This window comes from Streptococcus oralis (assembly GCF_964238205.1).
Lineage (GTDB): Bacteria > Bacillota > Bacilli > Lactobacillales > Streptococcaceae > Streptococcus > Streptococcus oralis_CZ.
Genome location: NZ_CAXSLF010000005.1, coordinates 14,360 through 30,160, shown reverse-complemented (window position 1 = coordinate 30,160; position 15,801 = coordinate 14,360). Strand labels below are relative to the sequence as shown.

At 39.6% G+C, this 15,801-nt stretch carries 19 protein-coding genes; 1 reads left to right on the top strand and 18 read right to left on the bottom strand.

The genetic code is table 11. The features are described 5' to 3' along the window. Window position 1: 1 nt before the first annotated feature. The gene (locus ACESOD_RS07420; protein ID WP_373094723.1) at window positions 2-754 is read right to left on the bottom strand and encodes a YhfC family intramembrane metalloprotease; all 753 of its coding nucleotides are present in this window, start codon (window positions 752-754) and stop codon (window positions 2-4) included. Window positions 755-766: 12 nt separating this feature from the next. Next, a complete protein-coding gene (budA, locus tag ACESOD_RS07415) occupies window positions 767-1,495 on the bottom strand; it encodes an acetolactate decarboxylase (RefSeq protein WP_373094722.1) in 729 nt (242 codons plus the stop codon). Window positions 1,496-1,779: 284 nt separating this feature from the next. Between budA and ACESOD_RS07410 the strand changes: the two genes are divergently transcribed. Further along, on the top strand, window positions 1,780-3,054 hold the full coding sequence (locus ACESOD_RS07410) for an aminotransferase-like domain-containing protein (protein WP_373094720.1): 1,275 nt from the start codon (window positions 1,780-1,782) through the stop codon (window positions 3,052-3,054). A 19-nt stretch (window positions 3,055-3,073) separates the two neighbouring features. On the opposite strand, the gene ACESOD_RS07405 is transcribed toward ACESOD_RS07410, so the two are convergent. The 16 genes from ACESOD_RS07405 to ACESOD_RS07330 all read right to left on the bottom strand — a co-directional run bounded on the left by ACESOD_RS07405 (window position 3,074) and on the right by ACESOD_RS07330 (window position 15,794). Next, entirely contained in the window at window positions 3,074-3,889 is an 816-nt protein-coding gene (locus ACESOD_RS07405; RefSeq protein WP_049509820.1) for an ABC transporter substrate-binding protein, read from the bottom strand. 157 nt (window positions 3,890-4,046) lie between these two features. After that, window positions 4,047-4,700 (bottom strand): phosphate signaling complex protein PhoU, encoded by a 654-nt coding sequence (phoU, locus tag ACESOD_RS07400; protein ID WP_373094718.1) that lies wholly within the window; start codon window positions 4,698-4,700, stop codon window positions 4,047-4,049. A gap of 11 nt (window positions 4,701-4,711) precedes the next feature. Then, a complete protein-coding gene (pstB, locus tag ACESOD_RS07395) occupies window positions 4,712-5,470 on the bottom strand; it encodes a phosphate ABC transporter ATP-binding protein PstB (protein ID WP_223338828.1) in 759 nt (252 codons plus the stop codon). A 12-nt stretch (window positions 5,471-5,482) separates the two neighbouring features. After that, a complete protein-coding gene (pstB, locus tag ACESOD_RS07390) occupies window positions 5,483-6,286 on the bottom strand; it encodes a phosphate ABC transporter ATP-binding protein PstB (RefSeq protein ID WP_000049858.1) in 804 nt (267 codons plus the stop codon). 10 nt (window positions 6,287-6,296) lie between these two features. After that, complete coding sequence (gene pstA / locus ACESOD_RS07385) at window positions 6,297-7,181, bottom strand: phosphate ABC transporter permease PstA (RefSeq protein WP_000543058.1); 885 nt, start codon at window positions 7,179-7,181, stop codon at window positions 6,297-6,299. After that, the gene (gene pstC, locus ACESOD_RS07380; RefSeq protein WP_049509826.1) at window positions 7,171-8,088 is read right to left on the bottom strand and encodes a phosphate ABC transporter permease subunit PstC; all 918 of its coding nucleotides are present in this window, start codon (window positions 8,086-8,088) and stop codon (window positions 7,171-7,173) included. Before pstC ends, pstA begins: the two co-directional genes overlap by 11 nt. Then, window positions 8,088-8,966 carry a phosphate ABC transporter substrate-binding protein PstS family protein gene (locus tag ACESOD_RS07375; protein ID WP_373094717.1) on the bottom strand — a complete coding sequence of 293 codons (879 nt, stop codon included), beginning with the start codon at window positions 8,964-8,966 and terminating at the stop codon, window positions 8,088-8,090. Before ACESOD_RS07375 ends, pstC begins: the two co-directional genes overlap by 1 nt. A gap of 109 nt (window positions 8,967-9,075) precedes the next feature. Then, window positions 9,076-10,389: an RsmF rRNA methyltransferase first C-terminal domain-containing protein gene (locus ACESOD_RS07370; protein ID WP_070458350.1), complete on the bottom strand. Its 1,314-nt coding sequence runs from the start codon at window positions 10,387-10,389 to the stop codon at window positions 9,076-9,078. A gap of 6 nt (window positions 10,390-10,395) precedes the next feature. Further along, complete coding sequence (locus ACESOD_RS07365; protein WP_049548254.1) at window positions 10,396-11,163, bottom strand: inositol monophosphatase family protein; 768 nt, start codon at window positions 11,161-11,163, stop codon at window positions 10,396-10,398. After that, the gene (locus ACESOD_RS07360) at window positions 11,153-11,431 is read right to left on the bottom strand and encodes a UPF0223 family protein (RefSeq protein WP_373094714.1); all 279 of its coding nucleotides are present in this window, start codon (window positions 11,429-11,431) and stop codon (window positions 11,153-11,155) included. The genes ACESOD_RS07365 and ACESOD_RS07360 overlap by 11 nt, the downstream gene beginning before the upstream one ends. After that, window positions 11,432-11,833: a Spx/MgsR family RNA polymerase-binding regulatory protein gene (locus tag ACESOD_RS07355; RefSeq protein ID WP_000631256.1), complete on the bottom strand. Its 402-nt coding sequence runs from the start codon at window positions 11,831-11,833 to the stop codon at window positions 11,432-11,434. It lies immediately after the preceding gene. A 210-nt stretch (window positions 11,834-12,043) separates the two neighbouring features. Beyond that, window positions 12,044-12,667 carry a TIGR01906 family membrane protein gene (locus ACESOD_RS07350; RefSeq protein WP_373094712.1) on the bottom strand — a complete coding sequence of 208 codons (624 nt, stop codon included), beginning with the start codon at window positions 12,665-12,667 and terminating at the stop codon, window positions 12,044-12,046. After that, the gene (locus ACESOD_RS07345) at window positions 12,657-13,430 is read right to left on the bottom strand and encodes a TIGR01457 family HAD-type hydrolase (RefSeq protein WP_373094710.1); all 774 of its coding nucleotides are present in this window, start codon (window positions 13,428-13,430) and stop codon (window positions 12,657-12,659) included. Before ACESOD_RS07345 ends, ACESOD_RS07350 begins: the two co-directional genes overlap by 11 nt. 10 nt (window positions 13,431-13,440) lie before the next feature. Next, a complete protein-coding gene (locus ACESOD_RS07340; RefSeq protein ID WP_373094708.1) occupies window positions 13,441-14,178 on the bottom strand; it encodes an acyl-ACP thioesterase domain-containing protein in 738 nt (245 codons plus the stop codon). A 4-nt stretch (window positions 14,179-14,182) separates the two neighbouring features. After that, entirely contained in the window at window positions 14,183-15,313 is a 1,131-nt protein-coding gene (gene hemW, locus ACESOD_RS07335) for a radical SAM family heme chaperone HemW (RefSeq protein WP_373094706.1), read from the bottom strand. An 85-nt stretch (window positions 15,314-15,398) separates the two neighbouring features. After that, a complete protein-coding gene (locus tag ACESOD_RS07330) occupies window positions 15,399-15,794 on the bottom strand; it encodes a YtxH domain-containing protein (protein WP_373094705.1) in 396 nt (131 codons plus the stop codon). Window positions 15,795-15,801 lie beyond the last annotated feature (7 nt).

Sequence of the window (15,801 nt, the reverse complement as noted above, 5' to 3'; positions counted from 1 at the left end):
ATTATTGCTTTTTATAAAAGATCGATTTTGTAAAGTAAATAAAAATAATAACTTCCACTGCTAACAATCCTTCTACGAGAAGGGGATTTGACAACCAGCCAACTTGAGATAGGCTCGGAGCCAAATCAAATAGGGCGTGTAAACCATAAGCAGCTACTAGGTAAATCCATTTCTTTTGGCGAATTGCTTGATAAACCCAGAAAGAGAGACCGATTTGCATAACAAGAGCAAGCACACGCTCAACACCGAGTAAATAAACCTGCCATCCAGATAGAGATTGTACTGTTTCAAGTGTATTTTGGGGAAGGAGATTTGCCAGATCTGGATTTGAAGACTCTAATAACGAAAAGAGGATCAAAAGACTAATCAAGCTTCCCATTCCGAGGTAGAGCAATTCCAAGCCACCATGCCCCAATCCATAAGCAAGGGCATCAGAATCTTCCAAAGTTCTTTTCTTCTCTAACCATTTAAAGAAAATAAGTCGAGCTGTTTCTTCAAACAAAGCAGCCATACAGATCCCGTAAATCACATAGAGAAGGGGATTTTCCGTCATTAGTGGAACTGTCCCATCCTTTTGTGGATGAAGAACCAAGAGATGAACGATTTTCTCTAAGACCTGAGATGAAGCAAAAAATGCAACTGCCCCAAGTCCCAAAACTGCAAAATTAATCTTGTATTTCTTTCTTGCGTACCAAACTGCTGCAATGAGGACGGCAAACAAGGCCAGCATCGTTATTATTACATGAATTTTCATATTTGACTCCTATTATTCTGCCTGTTCGATATCTTTTTTCATCTCGTCAACGTTAAACTTAGCAAATAGATATTGACGATCCTGAACAGGAAAACGTTGATCCAACTGGTCAACAGCTCCCACTTCTACAATACCTTCCTTGATGACAAAATCCATAACGTGGCCACCAAAGGTTAGGTCATCTGAGATAAAGTGTAGATGGTAACCAGCAACACTAACTCCATGGAAAATTTCAGGTGTCCAAAAACCAACGATAGTTCCTGAGACATTGTCACAGCTATATTCAGGCTGATGCGTCGCAACCTCAGCAAACTTCGTTTCATTTGTCGATTTTGGAATCATGCGAACATGCATGTGTTTAAAATCACCATGGATCTTGATGGAACGGAAAAGATTCTCTCCATCATAATAGGACTCAATACGTTTTTCAAGTTCCTGATCAGTCATTTCAAAACGCTGACGGAAAATAACTTCTGCCTGGTGGGGTACAACTGCTGCATAGGGAATCAAAGCATCTGGTGAAACTTCCACAATTTCAGGTTTCTCACCTGATCCCTTAGCCTGATAAGCTTTCCCATCTAAGACAATCAATTCTCCATCGATAGAATCCAGGGTTCCTAATCCTAAATCACCATGTTCAAGCAATTCACCAACGGTCATGGTTCCACCGTAAAGTCCCGCCATCAAGGCTCCCAAAGTATTATATTGGAATAATTTAACTGGTTCTTGCACCTTCATCATCTCACTCTTCTTTGAAAATTTTACTTACTAAGTATATCACATTTCTGATTAGAATTGAATGCTAGACTGCCTTTTAATACTCAATGAAAATCAAAGAGCAAACTAGGAAAATAGCCGGAGGTTGCTCAAAACACTGTTTTGAGGTTGTGGATAGAACTGACGAAGTCCGTAACATATATACGGTAAGGCGACGTTGACGCGGTTTGAAGAGATTTTCGAAGAGTATAACATTGCCAAACTTCTAAAAAAAAGGTACAATGTAACAAAATCATGAGAGGTCTGGGATGAAGCAAGAAAGCAAGTATGAACAAGTCGTTCACTATCTAAAAAATGAGATAGAATCAGGTAGATTTCCAACTGGAAGTCGCCTACCATCTATCCGAAAACTCAGTCAAGATTTTCACTGTAGCAAAGACACCATACAGCGCGCACTCTTAGAACTCCGATACGAGAAATATATCTACTCAAAACCTCAAAGTGGTTATTATGTATTGGAGCAACAAACCAGTCATGAAGACTTAATTATCTCAGTTAACGATGAACACGCAGCAGCCTATGATGATTTTCGTCTGTGCGTCAATGAGAGCTTGATTGGGCGAGAAAATTATCTCTACAACTACTATGAACACCAAGAAGGCTTAGAAAAATTACGTCAGTCCGTTCAGACATTACTCTTTGATCAAGCGATTTATAGTAAGGCAGACCAGTTGGTCATGACGTCTGGAACCCAGCAAGCACTGTTTATTCTTTCTCAGATTGATTTTCCAGGTCAAGCTCAGAAAATACTGGTTGAACAACCGACCTATCATCGGATGAACCAGCTGCTACTAGCTCAAAATATTCCCTATCAAACCATTGACCGTCGAGTAGACGGCATTGACCTAAACGAACTTGAGGAACACTTTAAAAGCGGAAAGATTAAGTTTTTCTATACTATTCCCCGTTTCCACTATCCTCTGGGGCATTCTTATTCTGAAGAGGAAAAACTTGCCATCCTTGACTTGGCTGCAAAATATCAGATTTATATCGTTGAGGATGACTATCTGGGGGACTTGGATCCTAAAATGGGACAAACCTTTCATTATTTAGACCAACATGATTTGGTCATCTATATCAAATCCTTTTCTACCAGTCTTTTTCCTGCCCTTCGAATCACTGCCCTTCTTCTTCCAAACACTATCAAGGAAGCTTTTGTCACCTATAAAAACATTCTCGACTACGATAACAACCTTATCATGCAAAAGGCTCTATCACTCTACATCGATAGTCAACTCTTTGAGAAAAACAGACTAGCACGACTGGCACTGCAAGAAAAAAGTCAGGAGCACATCCAACAGCTCTTACAAAGGTATCCCATTTCCCTACCGAACTATCCACTTCATGATGGGCTTTTGCTTGATCTCAGGAACTATCCTAGCATCGCTAGTCTTAAACACAGTCCTCTAGATCTTGACTTCTTCGAATCTTCCTATCTAACGAACTGCCCTTATCACTTTGCAAAAATTTCCTTAGAAAATATTGAAGAAACATTAAGCTATTTAAAAACAGAGCTGGACTGAAATCCAACTCTGTTATTTTTTATTGCTCTACTTCTGTTAGCTTAGCAGCTTTTTCAAGATAAGTTTGGTAAGTTCCGTCATCTTTCAGTTTTTGGATGACCTTATCAACTACTTCCTTCAAATCTGAGTTACCTTTTTTGATAGCTACAGCATTTGCTTCGCCTTCTTTCATAGTCAAGCTTACTGTAGCCACTGCCAAATCTGAGTTCTTAGCAGCATAGCTTAGTGCTACTGGCTCATCCATATGAACGGCATCAACTTTACCAGATTGGAGCTCGTTGACTGCTTCTCCCATATTTGTCAAAGAAGTCAACTGTGCCTTTGGAAGTTGCTCTTTAACCATAGATTCAGGAACAGTTCCTTTCTGAGCTGCAATATTAGCACTTGCTAGAGAATCCAAATCCTTGTATTTTTCAAGATCTGATTTTCTGATAAGGAAGCTAATTTTATTTTCATAGTAAGGAATTGAGAAATCAAAGACTTCTTGTCTTTCTTCAGTTGCACTGATTCCCGCAATTGCTAGGTCTGCTTTTCCTGTTTGAAGACTAGTCAAGACATTATCAAAACTCATGCTTGAAACTTCCAATTTCACTCCAAGTTCATCAGCGATTGCTTGCGCCATGTCAATATCCGCACCTACGACTTGGTTTTTACCATCCACAAGTGCTTGAAACTCAAAGGGAGCATAGTCGGGACTAGTTGCGACCACTAATTTTCCTTTTTGCTTGATGGCCTCCACTGCAGACTGCGAGCTTGAACTAGACGATTGGCAAGCTACCAATAAGAAGCTTGCAAGAAAACTACATAAGACAAATATCCATTTTTTAAAATTCATAAATAAACAACCTCTCTGTTAATTTTGTATAATTATAACTCTATCTACTTCGTTTGTCAAGCATATTCCAAATTTTTATGAAAAATTTTCAATTTTTGTTTCAAAAAAGGAGCTTTTACTTACTAACAAGCTCCTTTTTTTGCATAATTAATCAATCTTACAATTCAACAATCTTACCTGTTTCAAAGTAAACAACCCATTCACAGATATTTTTTGCATAGTCACCGATGCGTTCCAAGTAAGAAATGACTTGGAAATAATCACGACCTGTGACGATAGCTTCTGGATGTTTTTTGATTTCTTCTGTAGCTAGGTCTCGAATATTATCAAAGTAATGGTTGATATTTTCATCCATGGTTGCAACTTCATAGGCTTGATCCATAGAACCATTCAAATAAAGTTCTAAAGCGGCTTCAACAAAGTTTTTTACTTCACGACCCATTTTTTTAATTTCTTCTTCAACTGCAGGGATACGTTGCTCACCCTTCATACGAATCGTTGCTTTTGCGATAGATACTGCATGGTCCCCCATACGTTCTAAGTCTGACACAGCTTTTAGAACTGTTAAAACTGTACGTAAGTCTTGTGAAACTGGCTGTTGTAGGGCAATCATTTCAAATGATTTCTTTTCAAGTTTCACTTCGTATTCGTTAACTTCTGCATCTTCCTCAATGACTTCTTTAGCCATGTCACGGTCATGCGTTACAAAAGCACGTACGGTACGATTGATTTGGGAAAGAACTTCTTGTCCCATAGCATAAAACTGATTATGCAATTTCTCTAAATCTTCTTCAAATTGAGATCGTAACATCTTCTCACTCCTTATCCAAATTTACCTGAAATGTAGTCCTCTGTCTCCTTATGTTGAGGATAGAGGAACATTTCCTTGGTATCGTTAAATTCAATCAAATCTCCATTGAGGAAAAAGCCTGTCTTATCGGAGATTCGAGATGCTTGCTGCATAGAACGAGTAACCAAGAGCATGGTGTATTTGTCTTTTAGACCGTACAAGGTTTCCTCAATCTTACCAGCAGAAATAGGGTCCAAGGCTGAAGTTGGTTCATCCAAGAGGATGATTTTAGGGCTAGTCGCCAATACACGTGCCACACAAACACGTTGTTGTTGCCCACCTGAAAGACCAATAGCAGAGTCATGCAAACGGTCCTTGACTTCATCCCAGATTGAAGCACGTTGTAAAGCCTTCTCCACTGCTTCATCTAAAACCTGCTTGTCTTTTTCCCCATTTATACGGAGACCATAAACGACATTTTCATAGATAGACATAGGAAAAGGATTGGGTTGTTGGAAGACCATACCAATTTCTTTACGTAATTCAACTGTATCCGTACGAGGACTATAGATATTGTGACCGTTATAAACCACTGATCCAGTTGTCGTCACTTCAGGATTAAGGTCACCCATTCGGTTAATAGCCTTTAGAAGTGTTGATTTCCCAGATCCAGATGGACCGATAAGGGCTGTAATTTCCTTGGGTTGGAACGATAAGGAAACACTATTCAAGGCCTTCTTTTTATTGTAATAGACTGACAGGTCTGAAACCTGTAAAATCGGTTCTGTCATACTATTTCCTCTCTAACCAAAGTGTCCAGTTACATAGTCATTTGTTGACTGTAGCTTAGCATTTTGGAAAATATTTGCAGTTTTATCATACTCAATCAAATCACCCAAGTAGAAAAATCCTGTATAATCACTAGCACGCGCAGCTTGTTGCATACTGTGAGTTACGATGATAATGGTAAAGTCCTTCTTCAACTCCAACATGGTTTCTTCAAGCTGGGCTGTCGCAATCGGATCCAAGGCAGACGCCGGCTCATCCATCAAAAGGATATCTGGCTTGACAGAGATGGCGCGAGCGATACAGAGACGTTGCTGCTGACCACCTGAAAGCGTCAAGGCTGACTTATGAAGGTCGTCTTTAACCTGATCCCAGAGGGCGGCTTGACGAAGAGAGGTTTCTACAATTTCATCAAGGACCTTCTTGTCCTTAACTCCTGCACGTTCATGTGCAAAGGTGATGTTGCGGTAAATAGATTTAGCAAATGGGTTTGGACGTTGAAATACCATTCCGATATGTTTACGCATTTCATAAACATTGATCTCAGGGCGGTTGACGTCTATTCCCTGATAGAGAATTTGTCCTGTAACCTTAGCAATATCAATGGTATCATTCATACGGTTGAGACTGCGTAGGTAGGTTGATTTTCCAGAACCTGACGGTCCGATCAAGGCCGTAATTTTATTTTTTTCGAATTGCATATCCACGCCCTTGATGGATTCATTCTTACCGTAGTAAACATGTAAATCCTTCGTAGAGAGGGCCACTTTTTCTTCTGGAAAAGTAATGATATGCCTTTCATCCCAATTATATTTTGACATGGCTTCTCCTTTAGGCCGCGGTTAATTTCTTATGTAGATAGCTTCCGAGTTTACGTGCTCCGAAGTTAAAGATCAAGATAAAGATGAGGAGCACCGCAGCAGAACCTGCTGAAACAAGTGTTCCATCAGGAATAGTTCCTTCACTGTTGACTTTCCAGATATGAACAGCCAAGGTTTCTGCTTGACGGAAGATTGAGATTGGACTGGTTACACTGAGAACATTCCAGTTTGACCAGTCAAGAGCTGGCGCAGATTGTCCTGCAGTATAGATAAGAGCCGCAGCTTCACCAAAAATACGACCTGAGGCAAGCACAATACCTGTTACAATACCAGGTAGGGCTTCGGGGATAACGACATGAAGAACTGTTTCCCAACGAGAAAGCCCAAGCGCCAAACCAGCCTCACGTTGCGTATGGTGAACGTGTTTCAAACTGTCTTCAACATTACGCGTCATCTGTGGAAGGTTAAAGACAGTCAAAGCCAAGGCACCAGAAATAATGGAAAATCCATACTCGAACTGAACTACAAAGATGAGGTAACCAAAGAGACCGACTACGACTGATGGCAGTGAAGACAAAATTTCAATACAGGTACGAACGAAGTTGGTAACACGACCTTTTTTTGCATATTCAGCCAAATAAATTCCAGCCCCCATTGATAGAGGTACAGAGATGAATAAGGTAATGACCAAAAGGAAGAAGGAATTATAAAGCTGGATTCCAATACCACCACCTGCTTGGTAAGAAGATGATTTTCCAGTCAAGAAGGACCAAGAAACATGAGGTAAGCCTCGAACCAAGATATAGAGAATCAAGGAAGCAAGGATGGTCACAATGATTCCTGCGATGGTATAGAGGACAGCTGTAGCAAGTTTATCTAATTTCTTAGCGTGCATAGTTTTTCTTTCCTCTTTCTTTCGTAATCAATTTAATCACACTGTTAAAGGCCAAGCTCATCAAAAGCAATACTAAGGCTAGTGACCAAAGAACATTATTATCAACAGTTCCCATAACAGTATTTCCGATACCCATGGTCAAAACAGAGGTCAAAGTCGCAGCAGGTGTTGTCAATGAAGTTGGGACAACGGCTGAGTTTCCGACCACCATCTGAATAGCTAGTGCTTCACCGAAAGCACGCGCCATACCAAAGACTACTGCCGTAAAAATACCTGAACGTGCCGCCTTCAAGGTTACACGCCAGATAGTCTGCCAACGAGTAGCTCCCATAGCTAAACTAGCTTCACGGTAGTGACGAGGAACTGCACGTAAGCTATCAGTTGTCATAAAGGTTACAGTCGGCAAGATCATAACAAAGAGAACGAAAATCCCTGATAAAATACCAAAACCTGTTCCACCAAAGACACTACGTACAAATGGTACGACGACCTGCAATCCGATAAATCCATAAACTACTGAAGGAATCCCAACTAGGAGTTCAATAGCAGGTTGCAAAATCTTTGCCCCTTTTGGTGATACTTCTGTCATAAAGACTGCAGCCCCAATGGCAAATGGTGTTGCAATAAGAGCTGATAGGATGGTAACAATAAAGGAACCTAAAATCATCGGAAGAGCACCAAATTGTTTCCCTGAAGGGTTCCAAGTCTGTCCAAATAAAAATTCAAAAATGTTAACACCATTGACGAAGAAGGTAGATAACCCTTTCTGAGCCACGAAAATCAAAATCATGGCTACAATGATGACAATCAAAGAAAGGCAGGCAAAAGTTAGCCCTTTTCCTAATTTCTCAAGACGAGAGTTTTTTGAAGGAGAGAGCAATTTTTTAGATAATTCTTCTTGATTCATTATTGGCTCCCTTCTATTGCTGTCACAGTACCTGCAGCATCTTTTTCAACCTTCATTTCCTTAACTGAAATATAACCCATTCCTTTAACGATTCCATTCTGAGCTTGGTCTGAAAGGACAAAGTTTAGGAATTCGGCAACCAATTCATTTGGCTCACCAAGTGTATACATATGTTCATAAGACCACAAAGGCCAATTATTCGTGGTTACATTCTCTGAAATTGGTTCATAACCATTGAGTTTGATTGTCCCAACTGAGTCATCAACATAAGCAAACGCTAGGTAGGAAATAGCTCCAGGGGTTTGAGAAACAATTGATTTGACCATTCCGTTTGAATCTTGTTCCTGACTTTGCATTGCTGATTGCCCATCCATGATCACACTGTCAAAAGTAGCACGAGAACCTGAACTTGCCGCACGGTTAATAATTGAGATGGCTAAATCTTTCCCACCGACTTCTTTCCAGTTGGTAATTTCTCCTGTAAAGATTTGTCGGAGCTGATCCGTCGTTAGATTATCAACATCTACTTCTTTATTGATGATAACAGCCAAACCTGCGACAGCTACCTTATGGTCGACTAAGGCTGAGGCATCAATACCGTCTTTTTCTTCCGCAAATACATCGGAGTTGCCGACATCTACTGCTCCTGACTGAACCTGCGACAGTCCTGTACCAGAACCACCACCCTGAACATTGACTGTTTTTCCGATGTGAGCTGATGCAAATTCATCTGCAGCCGCCTCGACTAAAGGTTGGAGAGCAGTTGAACCAACAGCAGTCATAGACTCCCCACGATCAATCCAACTTGCACATCCTACTAACGAACCAGCAAGTAAAAGAGTCGCAAGAGAGAGTGTGAGTTTTTTAAATTTTTTCACTATTTGTCTCCTTGAAAATAATGATGAATAGCTTGGAATTTCGGCCTATTTTTCTATGTTTTATGCAAAAAATCCATACTTCCACTATAACATAGAATACTGATTTTGACTAGTTTTTCACCTTAAACCTCAAGCCCTTAGGGAAATAATTCTTCAAGGTATTTCCGGTTACTTTTGCAAAACCTAAACCATTTCCAGCAACCAAAACTTGGTACCACCCATTTGGCAGACTTTCAGATAATTGAACTGTTTCACCAGCTACATATTTTACAAAGTCCTCTTGATGAATTTCGATTCCTTGATTGACTAAACTTGGTTTTAAAGCTAGGCCGAGAGCAAAACTTGGTTCAAAACGTTTTTTCTTAAAGGTTCCAAGATGAAGTCCATTTCGAGCAATTCTTAGTTTTCCTAAATCTGGTAGACCTTCTGGCAATAAATACAGTTGGTCTCCAAAAACCTGTAGGACTCCAGCCAGTTTCTCTTTTAAATGTTTCTTCTCAAAATCCTGCCATAAGGAAATCTGTTCTCGAGAGAGGTTGGATTTAGAAGGCTTGAACTTAGAGACTTTATTTTCCCCTCGAAATTGCAAATGGGCAACAAACTGTCCTTCTCCCTTAAAGTGATGTGGATACATTCTAGCGGCTTCAGGTAAGTCAATCCCAGGGACCATTCCATTGATATGTTGAACTGGGATCAATTCAAAATCATAGCTATCCAGTAACCATTGGACAATTTCTTCATTTTCCTCTGGAGCCCAGGTACAGGTAGAATAGACCAAACGACCACCAGCAGCCAACATGGTGACTGCATCCTCTAGAATTTCACGCTGCAAGTCAGCACATTGGCTTGGATATTCTACACTCCAATAATCCATAGCATCTGGCTGTTTTCGGAACATTCCTTCTCCAGAACATGGAGCATCTAGAACAATTAGGTCAAAATATCCCTTAAACACTTTAGCCATACGATCGGCAGATTCATTGGTCACAACTACATTTGACGCTCCAAACCGTTCCATATTTTCAACCAAAATCTTTGCTCGCTTGCTAGAAATTTCATTGGAAACAAGAAGACCTTCACCTGCAAGATAGGCTGCCAGTTGAGTGGATTTACCACCTGGTGCGGCTGCCAAATCCAAGACCTTCATACCAGCCTTTGGTTGAGCTACTTGTGCAACCATTTGTGCAGCAGGTTCTTGGGAATAGACCAAGCCTGTTACATGCTCAGGTGATTTCCCTGAAACCTTGCCATAATAGCCCCAGGGTGTATTTGGAATAGCATCTGAAAAAGAAACTTGGCTTTCTTTTAAGGGATTGATGCGAAAGGCGGAAACTGCCTCATCATCAAAAGAGGCAAGAAAAGCTCTTGCCTCATCTCCCAATATTGCTTCATATTTTTTTACAAATCCTTCTGGAAATTGCATGTAAGTTTATTTCCTTTCATAGATATAGGATTGGATTTCTGCCAACTTGTCAGTTGGAACCATCATAATTGGTTGTCGTGTCTGAAAATCCACCGGTTCTCCAGTTAAGGTTACAATCTGATACCCTAAACTTTCTCCTATAATACTAGCTGCAGCATAATCCCAAGGTTGGAGATAGGTGATATAGGTCAATAGCTGACCAGAGAGGATTTTTGAAAAACTGATAGCTGCACTTCCATATATTCGCACACCAAGTGAAGCATTAGCCAATTCTGCTACACCCCAAGCGTTTGTTTCCAACATACCAGCATTACTCGCAATTAGAAAATCACGCAAGGGCTTATCCTTAAAGTTCGGCAAGAGTTCTTCATTGAGACAGGCCTGAAAAGCACCTCCTCCATGATAACAATGACCTTTCATGACATCATAAATGATCCCAAACTGACCCACACCGTTTTCAAAATACGCTACCATAATGGCGAAATCTTCACCTTGTGCGACAAAGTTGTTAGTACCATCAATGGGATCAATGACCCAAACAGATCCATATCCAACTGAAGCACGTAGACAGCCCTCTTCTGCACAAAATTGGTCATCAGGATAATGCGAACGAATCCGATCAACCAAAAAATTCTGAACTTCCTTGTCCAAACGAGTCACCAAGTCTGTAGGAGATGATTTTCTCTCAATATGCAATTCTTCCTGCATATGAGCTAGAATATAGTCTCCTGCTTCCTTGACAATCTCTTTGGCAAACACAAATTTATTTTCCAAGCGAAATCTTCCCTTCCCCTTGTTCTTTGGCCAATTGGACAGCTCGATAGAAGGAATAACCACTCGCAGATTCAAATTCACGACCCAAGCGTTTCTCTTCACTCTTGCTTGGAACAACCGCTTTGAATCCCTTGTAGGAATCTAGTAGTTTCTTTGCTTCTACCTTAGTCTCATAGGCTGCTTCAACATCATTAAAAAAAGAAAGCACTGAAGCAAGTTCTTCAGTGCTCCACGACAAATCTAGTGGGTAACTATACTGTTTATTCATCTAATTAATACCAGCTCTCAATGTAGCTTCTTTCAGTTCTTGTTTACGGTAACTACGAGGGAGAAAAGCACGAATCTCATCTTCATTAAAACCGATTTGCATCCGCTTTGCATCAATAATAATCGGACGACGCAAAAGACTTGGATACTGCTCAATTAAATGAAGCAACTCCGATACTGAGATACTCTCTACATCAATATTCAATTTTTGAAAAATCTTTGAACGAGTCGAGATGATGTCATCAGTACCATTTTCGGTCAAGGAAAGAATGTGTTGCAGTTCTTTTCTCGTTAAAGGGCTGGTCATAATATTATGCTCTTGGAAGGGCACTTTATGCTTCTCGAGCCAGGCCTTTGCTTTACGACATGATGTACAACTCGGTGATAAAAATAGTGTAATCATGCTTTCCTCTTCTTTACATACTTTTCTATTTCTATTATACAAAAAAATAAAGCGCTTGACTAGTTATTTCCGTAAAAAAACCTACTTTTTCAAGAAAAATAGGTTTTTTAGAATCACATATGAATGTTTTGCTTAAATATAGAAATATTCATGTTACAAATGATAGTTTCTTCCTACATTTTATTTGGAATCAGTAAGACTTTTCTTCACTTATCTATTTGTTTTTCGACTCTGTAGGTACATAAATCCAAAAATCAATTCATACAAGCAGAAAAATAGGAGAAAGGCTTGGAGGAAAAAGTTCTCTGGTAGGATGAGAATGACTGGATCTTTAGCGGGATCAAAAAGCCAGGTATCATCACCTACAAATAGAATCTGATGAAACAAGGTAAAGAATTGTTCAAAACCAATGAAGACACCAACTAAACCAAGAACCAAAGGTAGAGAAAGTATGATTAAGAGTGCTCTACGATAAAGTGGCAGAAAACCTTTCTGAATAACTTGCTTCCAAAAAAGATAGAAAATCGGTAGAGTTACTACTGCTACTCCTTGAGCAAGATGGAAGAGTCCCTTTACAACCACAAAGTGGTGAATACCAGAGGCAGAGGAAGGAAAATCCGGCATTTCCAATACTTGACTCAATGGATTGGTCAAATAATCCATCAAAACATTAAAATTATGCTGGATGGTCTGAGGTTGCAGATGAACACGATTTGTCAAGTTTAACCAAGAAATCTCCAGAGGGTAAACCAACCAAGCCAGGTAAATAGTCAATAAAATCGCAAGCGAGAGGAAAAAGAGAATACTTCCTACAAAAGTAAACTTAGTTTTCATCGAAATTCCACTCCGCTAGACTTGAAAGGACATGAGTTGGTGCAATTGGCAAATCCTCTACTTCTTCAGGTTTTGTAAATCCTGTCGTTACCAATAGACTAGGAATGCCATTGTCAATACCAGCGCGAATATCAGTAAGATAATTATCCCCCACCATGACAATTTCTTGCCGTTCAAGTCCTAGGTGTTCAACAGCCTTATCCATAATAATCGCGTTTGGTTTTCCAATATAAACTGGTTTTACGCGAGTTGCTACTTCAAGAAGAGTAATCAGTGAACCAGCACCAGGTAAAAGTCCACGTTCTGTTGGAATATTTAAATCTGGATTGGTGCCGATAAAATGAGCACCTTTATGGATAGCTAGGGTTGCAGTAGCAAATTTTTCATAGTCTACTTGCCAGTCCAAACCAACAACTACATAGGCTGGATTTTCTTTATCTTCGACATACCCTGCTGCTTGAATGGCCTCCTTTAGGCCTGCTTCTCCGATGACATAGACTGTCTTTTCAAGTCCTAGGTCATTCATGTAATCAATTGTAGCTAAAGTTGCAGTATAAATCGTCGATACAGGTGTGTCAATGTTAAACTGATTGGCTAACATCTCTTGAACACTTTCAGGTGTACGAGTGGTGTTGTTTGTTACAAAAAGATAAGGAATCTCTCTTTTTTGTAACTCGTGAACAAAAGCCTCTCCCGCAGGGATTCTATCTTTCCCCTTATAGATCGTTCCGTCTAAATCAATTAAATAGCCTTTATAAGTCATATCTTTCTTTCTAATCTTTGTTAATTTCTTGCCAAGTTATCTTTGCTTGAGCATTAATGTCACCATCACTTGTGACTTGATGATTACTCTCTAATCCATTTAATTCATAACTAGAAGTAATCATTCCACCTGGTCGAACTTCCTTGACATATTTGAGGTTAATTTTTTTTGGAATATGATTAGTAAGGAAATCTGCTCCCATGACCTCAAAAATCCAGTCTAGGTATTTGCTGTTATTGACGTGACCATTCATATCTAAGTCATAGAAACGAACGTGGTAGTCCTTGTTTATCGCTTCTTCCAGCTCTCTATATTTTGGCCCACGGACCAGTTTCTTAGAAAACTCAGATTGATAAGGGGCGACAATTTCTGGTACTACAGGATGAACCTTTCGACTTTCACGATCCATAAGGACAAAGGTAGCTAGCATATGAATGATTTCTTGACCATCTTCATCATAAATAGTAAATCGGCGGTAGCAAAAGAGACGATTATAGGTCAAAGCTTCTGTTTCAATGGTGATTTCCTCAGCAAAACGAGGCAAACGAACCACATCGATATCATAATCTGTGATAATCCAGACCAGATTATACTGTTCTAAAACATCCTTGTCACTTACTCCCAGTTCAATTGACTGCATTCCTGATACTTGCAGGGACAACAAAATAACATCTGGCAACTTGATATGGCCATTCATATCAGCCATATCAAAAGGAATTTTCATCTTCATTTGATAAGTTAAGCCCATAATTTTACTCCAATATAAATCGTTCTGCTACTGTATCTCCTAAAAAGAGACCTCTCTTGGTCATGCGAACACGGTCACCATCAAGCTGCATGAGACCTTGTTGAATCAAGTCTTTGACGATTTCTCCATACAGTTCCGGGAAAGACCGTTCGAATTTTTCTTCAAAGCGTGCCATGGAAACTCCTGACTTCTTGCGAAGGCCGAGAAACATCTCTTCTTCCATTTGCTCCCTTTGACTCAAGTGTTCTTCATTGATACGAGCACTTTCCTCTTCTACTGCCTTTAAATAATGGCGGATCGGCCCATGGTTTTTATAGCGAACACCATCTACATAACCAGATGCACCTGCACCAATACCATAATACTCGGCATTGTCCCAGTACATAAGATTATGGCGACTTTCAAAGCCTTGCTTAGAAAAGTTAGAAATCTCATAGTGCTCAAAGCCAGCTCTTTCTAGTTCTGCAATGATATACTCAAACATCTCTGCTTCTAATTCTTCCTTAGGAAGTGGTAATTTCCCTCGTCTCATACGATTCATAAAAACCGTATGATTTTCTAAAATTAAGCTATAGAGACTCATATGAGGAATATCAAGGGCAATTGCCTTGGCAACATTGTCCTTGACCTGATCCATGGTCTGACCAGGAAGTGCGTAGATCAAGTCAATGGAAATATTGTCAAAACCAGCCAGTTTGAGACGATCGATATTTTCATAAATATCCTTTTCCGTATGACTACGCCCAATCTTTTTCAGCATTTTATCATCAAAAGTCTGAACACCTAGTGAAACACGATTAACTGCAGAATTTTGCAGAACAGCAATCTTATCAGCATCCAGGTCACCAGGATTAGCCTCAATGGTCAACTCTTCCAACATTGATAAGTCCAGATTTTTAGTCAATCCATCTAACAAAACTTCCAACTGAGAAGCAGACAAGGCTGTCGGTGTCCCACCACCAATATAGAGTGTACGCAATTTTTGAATATCATAAGAATGAAATTCTTGCAGTAGATGCTCTAGATAGCTGTCTACTGGCTGATTTTTAATAAAGACCTTGGAAAAGTCACAATAATAACAAATCTGTGTGCAAAACGGAATATGCACATAGGCTGATGTCGGTTTCTTCTGCATAGTATTTATTATACCACAAAGAGTTCACTCAAGAAAAAAATCACCATTCTTGATTTTCTAGAAAACAAAGAATGGTGACTCTATTTTAATTTTCTTGAAGCTCAATGACAATTTCTTGACCATTTCCATTTTCTTCCACAACTACTTTTTCTTCCAGTTGTGATTTGAAATGATTCAAGGTTTCTTTTGAAACTTCAGTCGCTTGTTGAGCATGATATTTTGCTTTATCAAGAACAGTGTCCAGAGTAATTTCCCCAGATTCAATCTGCTCTTTTGTTTTAAGAACAAATTCTTTGGTTTGTTCTTTGACATCCGTTATTTTTTCACAAACCTGCTCTTTCGCATACTCAGGATCTTCTTTTAGATCTTCTAAAAATTCTTGTGCTTGGCTTCTAACTTGTTTTCCTTTATCACTAGTTAGAAACAAGGCAGCTGCAACACCTGAAACAGTTCCTAAAAGGATAGATGATAGTTTTCCCATTAGTCAA

What these genes read in the sequence shown, in the direction of transcription:
- ACESOD_RS07420 (WP_373094723.1), bottom strand. Translation starts at nt 754, where the DNA reads ATGAAAATTCATGTAATAATAACGATGCTGGCCTTGTTTGCCGTCCTC.
- ACESOD_RS07405 (WP_049509820.1), bottom strand. Translation starts at nt 3,889, where the DNA reads ATGAATTTTAAAAAATGGATATTTGTCTTATGTAGTTTTCTTGCAAGC.
- ACESOD_RS07370 (WP_070458350.1), bottom strand. Translation starts at nt 10,389, where the DNA reads ATGCAATTTCCAGAAGGATTTGTAAAAAAATATGAAGCAATATTGGGA.
- ACESOD_RS07330 (WP_373094705.1), bottom strand. Translation starts at nt 15,794, where the DNA reads ATGGGAAAACTATCATCTATCCTTTTAGGAACTGTTTCAGGTGTTGCA.
- pstB (WP_000049858.1), bottom strand. Translation starts at nt 6,286, where the DNA reads ATGTCAAAATATAATTGGGATGAAAGGCATATCATTACTTTTCCAGAA.
- budA (WP_373094722.1), bottom strand. Translation starts at nt 1,495, where the DNA reads ATGATGAAGGTGCAAGAACCAGTTAAATTATTCCAATATAATACTTTG.
- pstB (WP_223338828.1), bottom strand. Translation starts at nt 5,470, where the DNA reads ATGACAGAACCGATTTTACAGGTTTCAGACCTGTCAGTCTATTACAAT.
- phoU (WP_373094718.1), bottom strand. Translation starts at nt 4,700, where the DNA reads ATGTTACGATCTCAATTTGAAGAAGATTTAGAGAAATTGCATAATCAG.
- ACESOD_RS07360 (WP_373094714.1), bottom strand. Translation starts at nt 11,431, where the DNA reads ATGAATAAACAGTATAGTTACCCACTAGATTTGTCGTGGAGCACTGAA.
- hemW (WP_373094706.1), bottom strand. Translation starts at nt 15,313, where the DNA reads ATGCAGAAGAAACCGACATCAGCCTATGTGCATATTCCGTTTTGCACA.
- ACESOD_RS07340 (WP_373094708.1), bottom strand. Translation starts at nt 14,178, where the DNA reads ATGGGCTTAACTTATCAAATGAAGATGAAAATTCCTTTTGATATGGCT.
- ACESOD_RS07345 (WP_373094710.1), bottom strand. Translation starts at nt 13,430, where the DNA reads ATGACTTATAAAGGCTATTTAATTGATTTAGACGGAACGATCTATAAG.
- ACESOD_RS07350 (WP_373094712.1), bottom strand. Translation starts at nt 12,667, where the DNA reads ATGAAAACTAAGTTTACTTTTGTAGGAAGTATTCTCTTTTTCCTCTCG.
- ACESOD_RS07355 (WP_000631256.1), bottom strand. Translation starts at nt 11,833, where the DNA reads ATGATTACACTATTTTTATCACCGAGTTGTACATCATGTCGTAAAGCA.
- ACESOD_RS07410 (WP_373094720.1), top strand. Translation starts at nt 1,780, where the DNA reads ATGAAGCAAGAAAGCAAGTATGAACAAGTCGTTCACTATCTAAAAAAT.
- pstA (WP_000543058.1), bottom strand. Translation starts at nt 7,181, where the DNA reads ATGCACGCTAAGAAATTAGATAAACTTGCTACAGCTGTCCTCTATACC.
- pstC (WP_049509826.1), bottom strand. Translation starts at nt 8,088, where the DNA reads ATGAATCAAGAAGAATTATCTAAAAAATTGCTCTCTCCTTCAAAAAAC.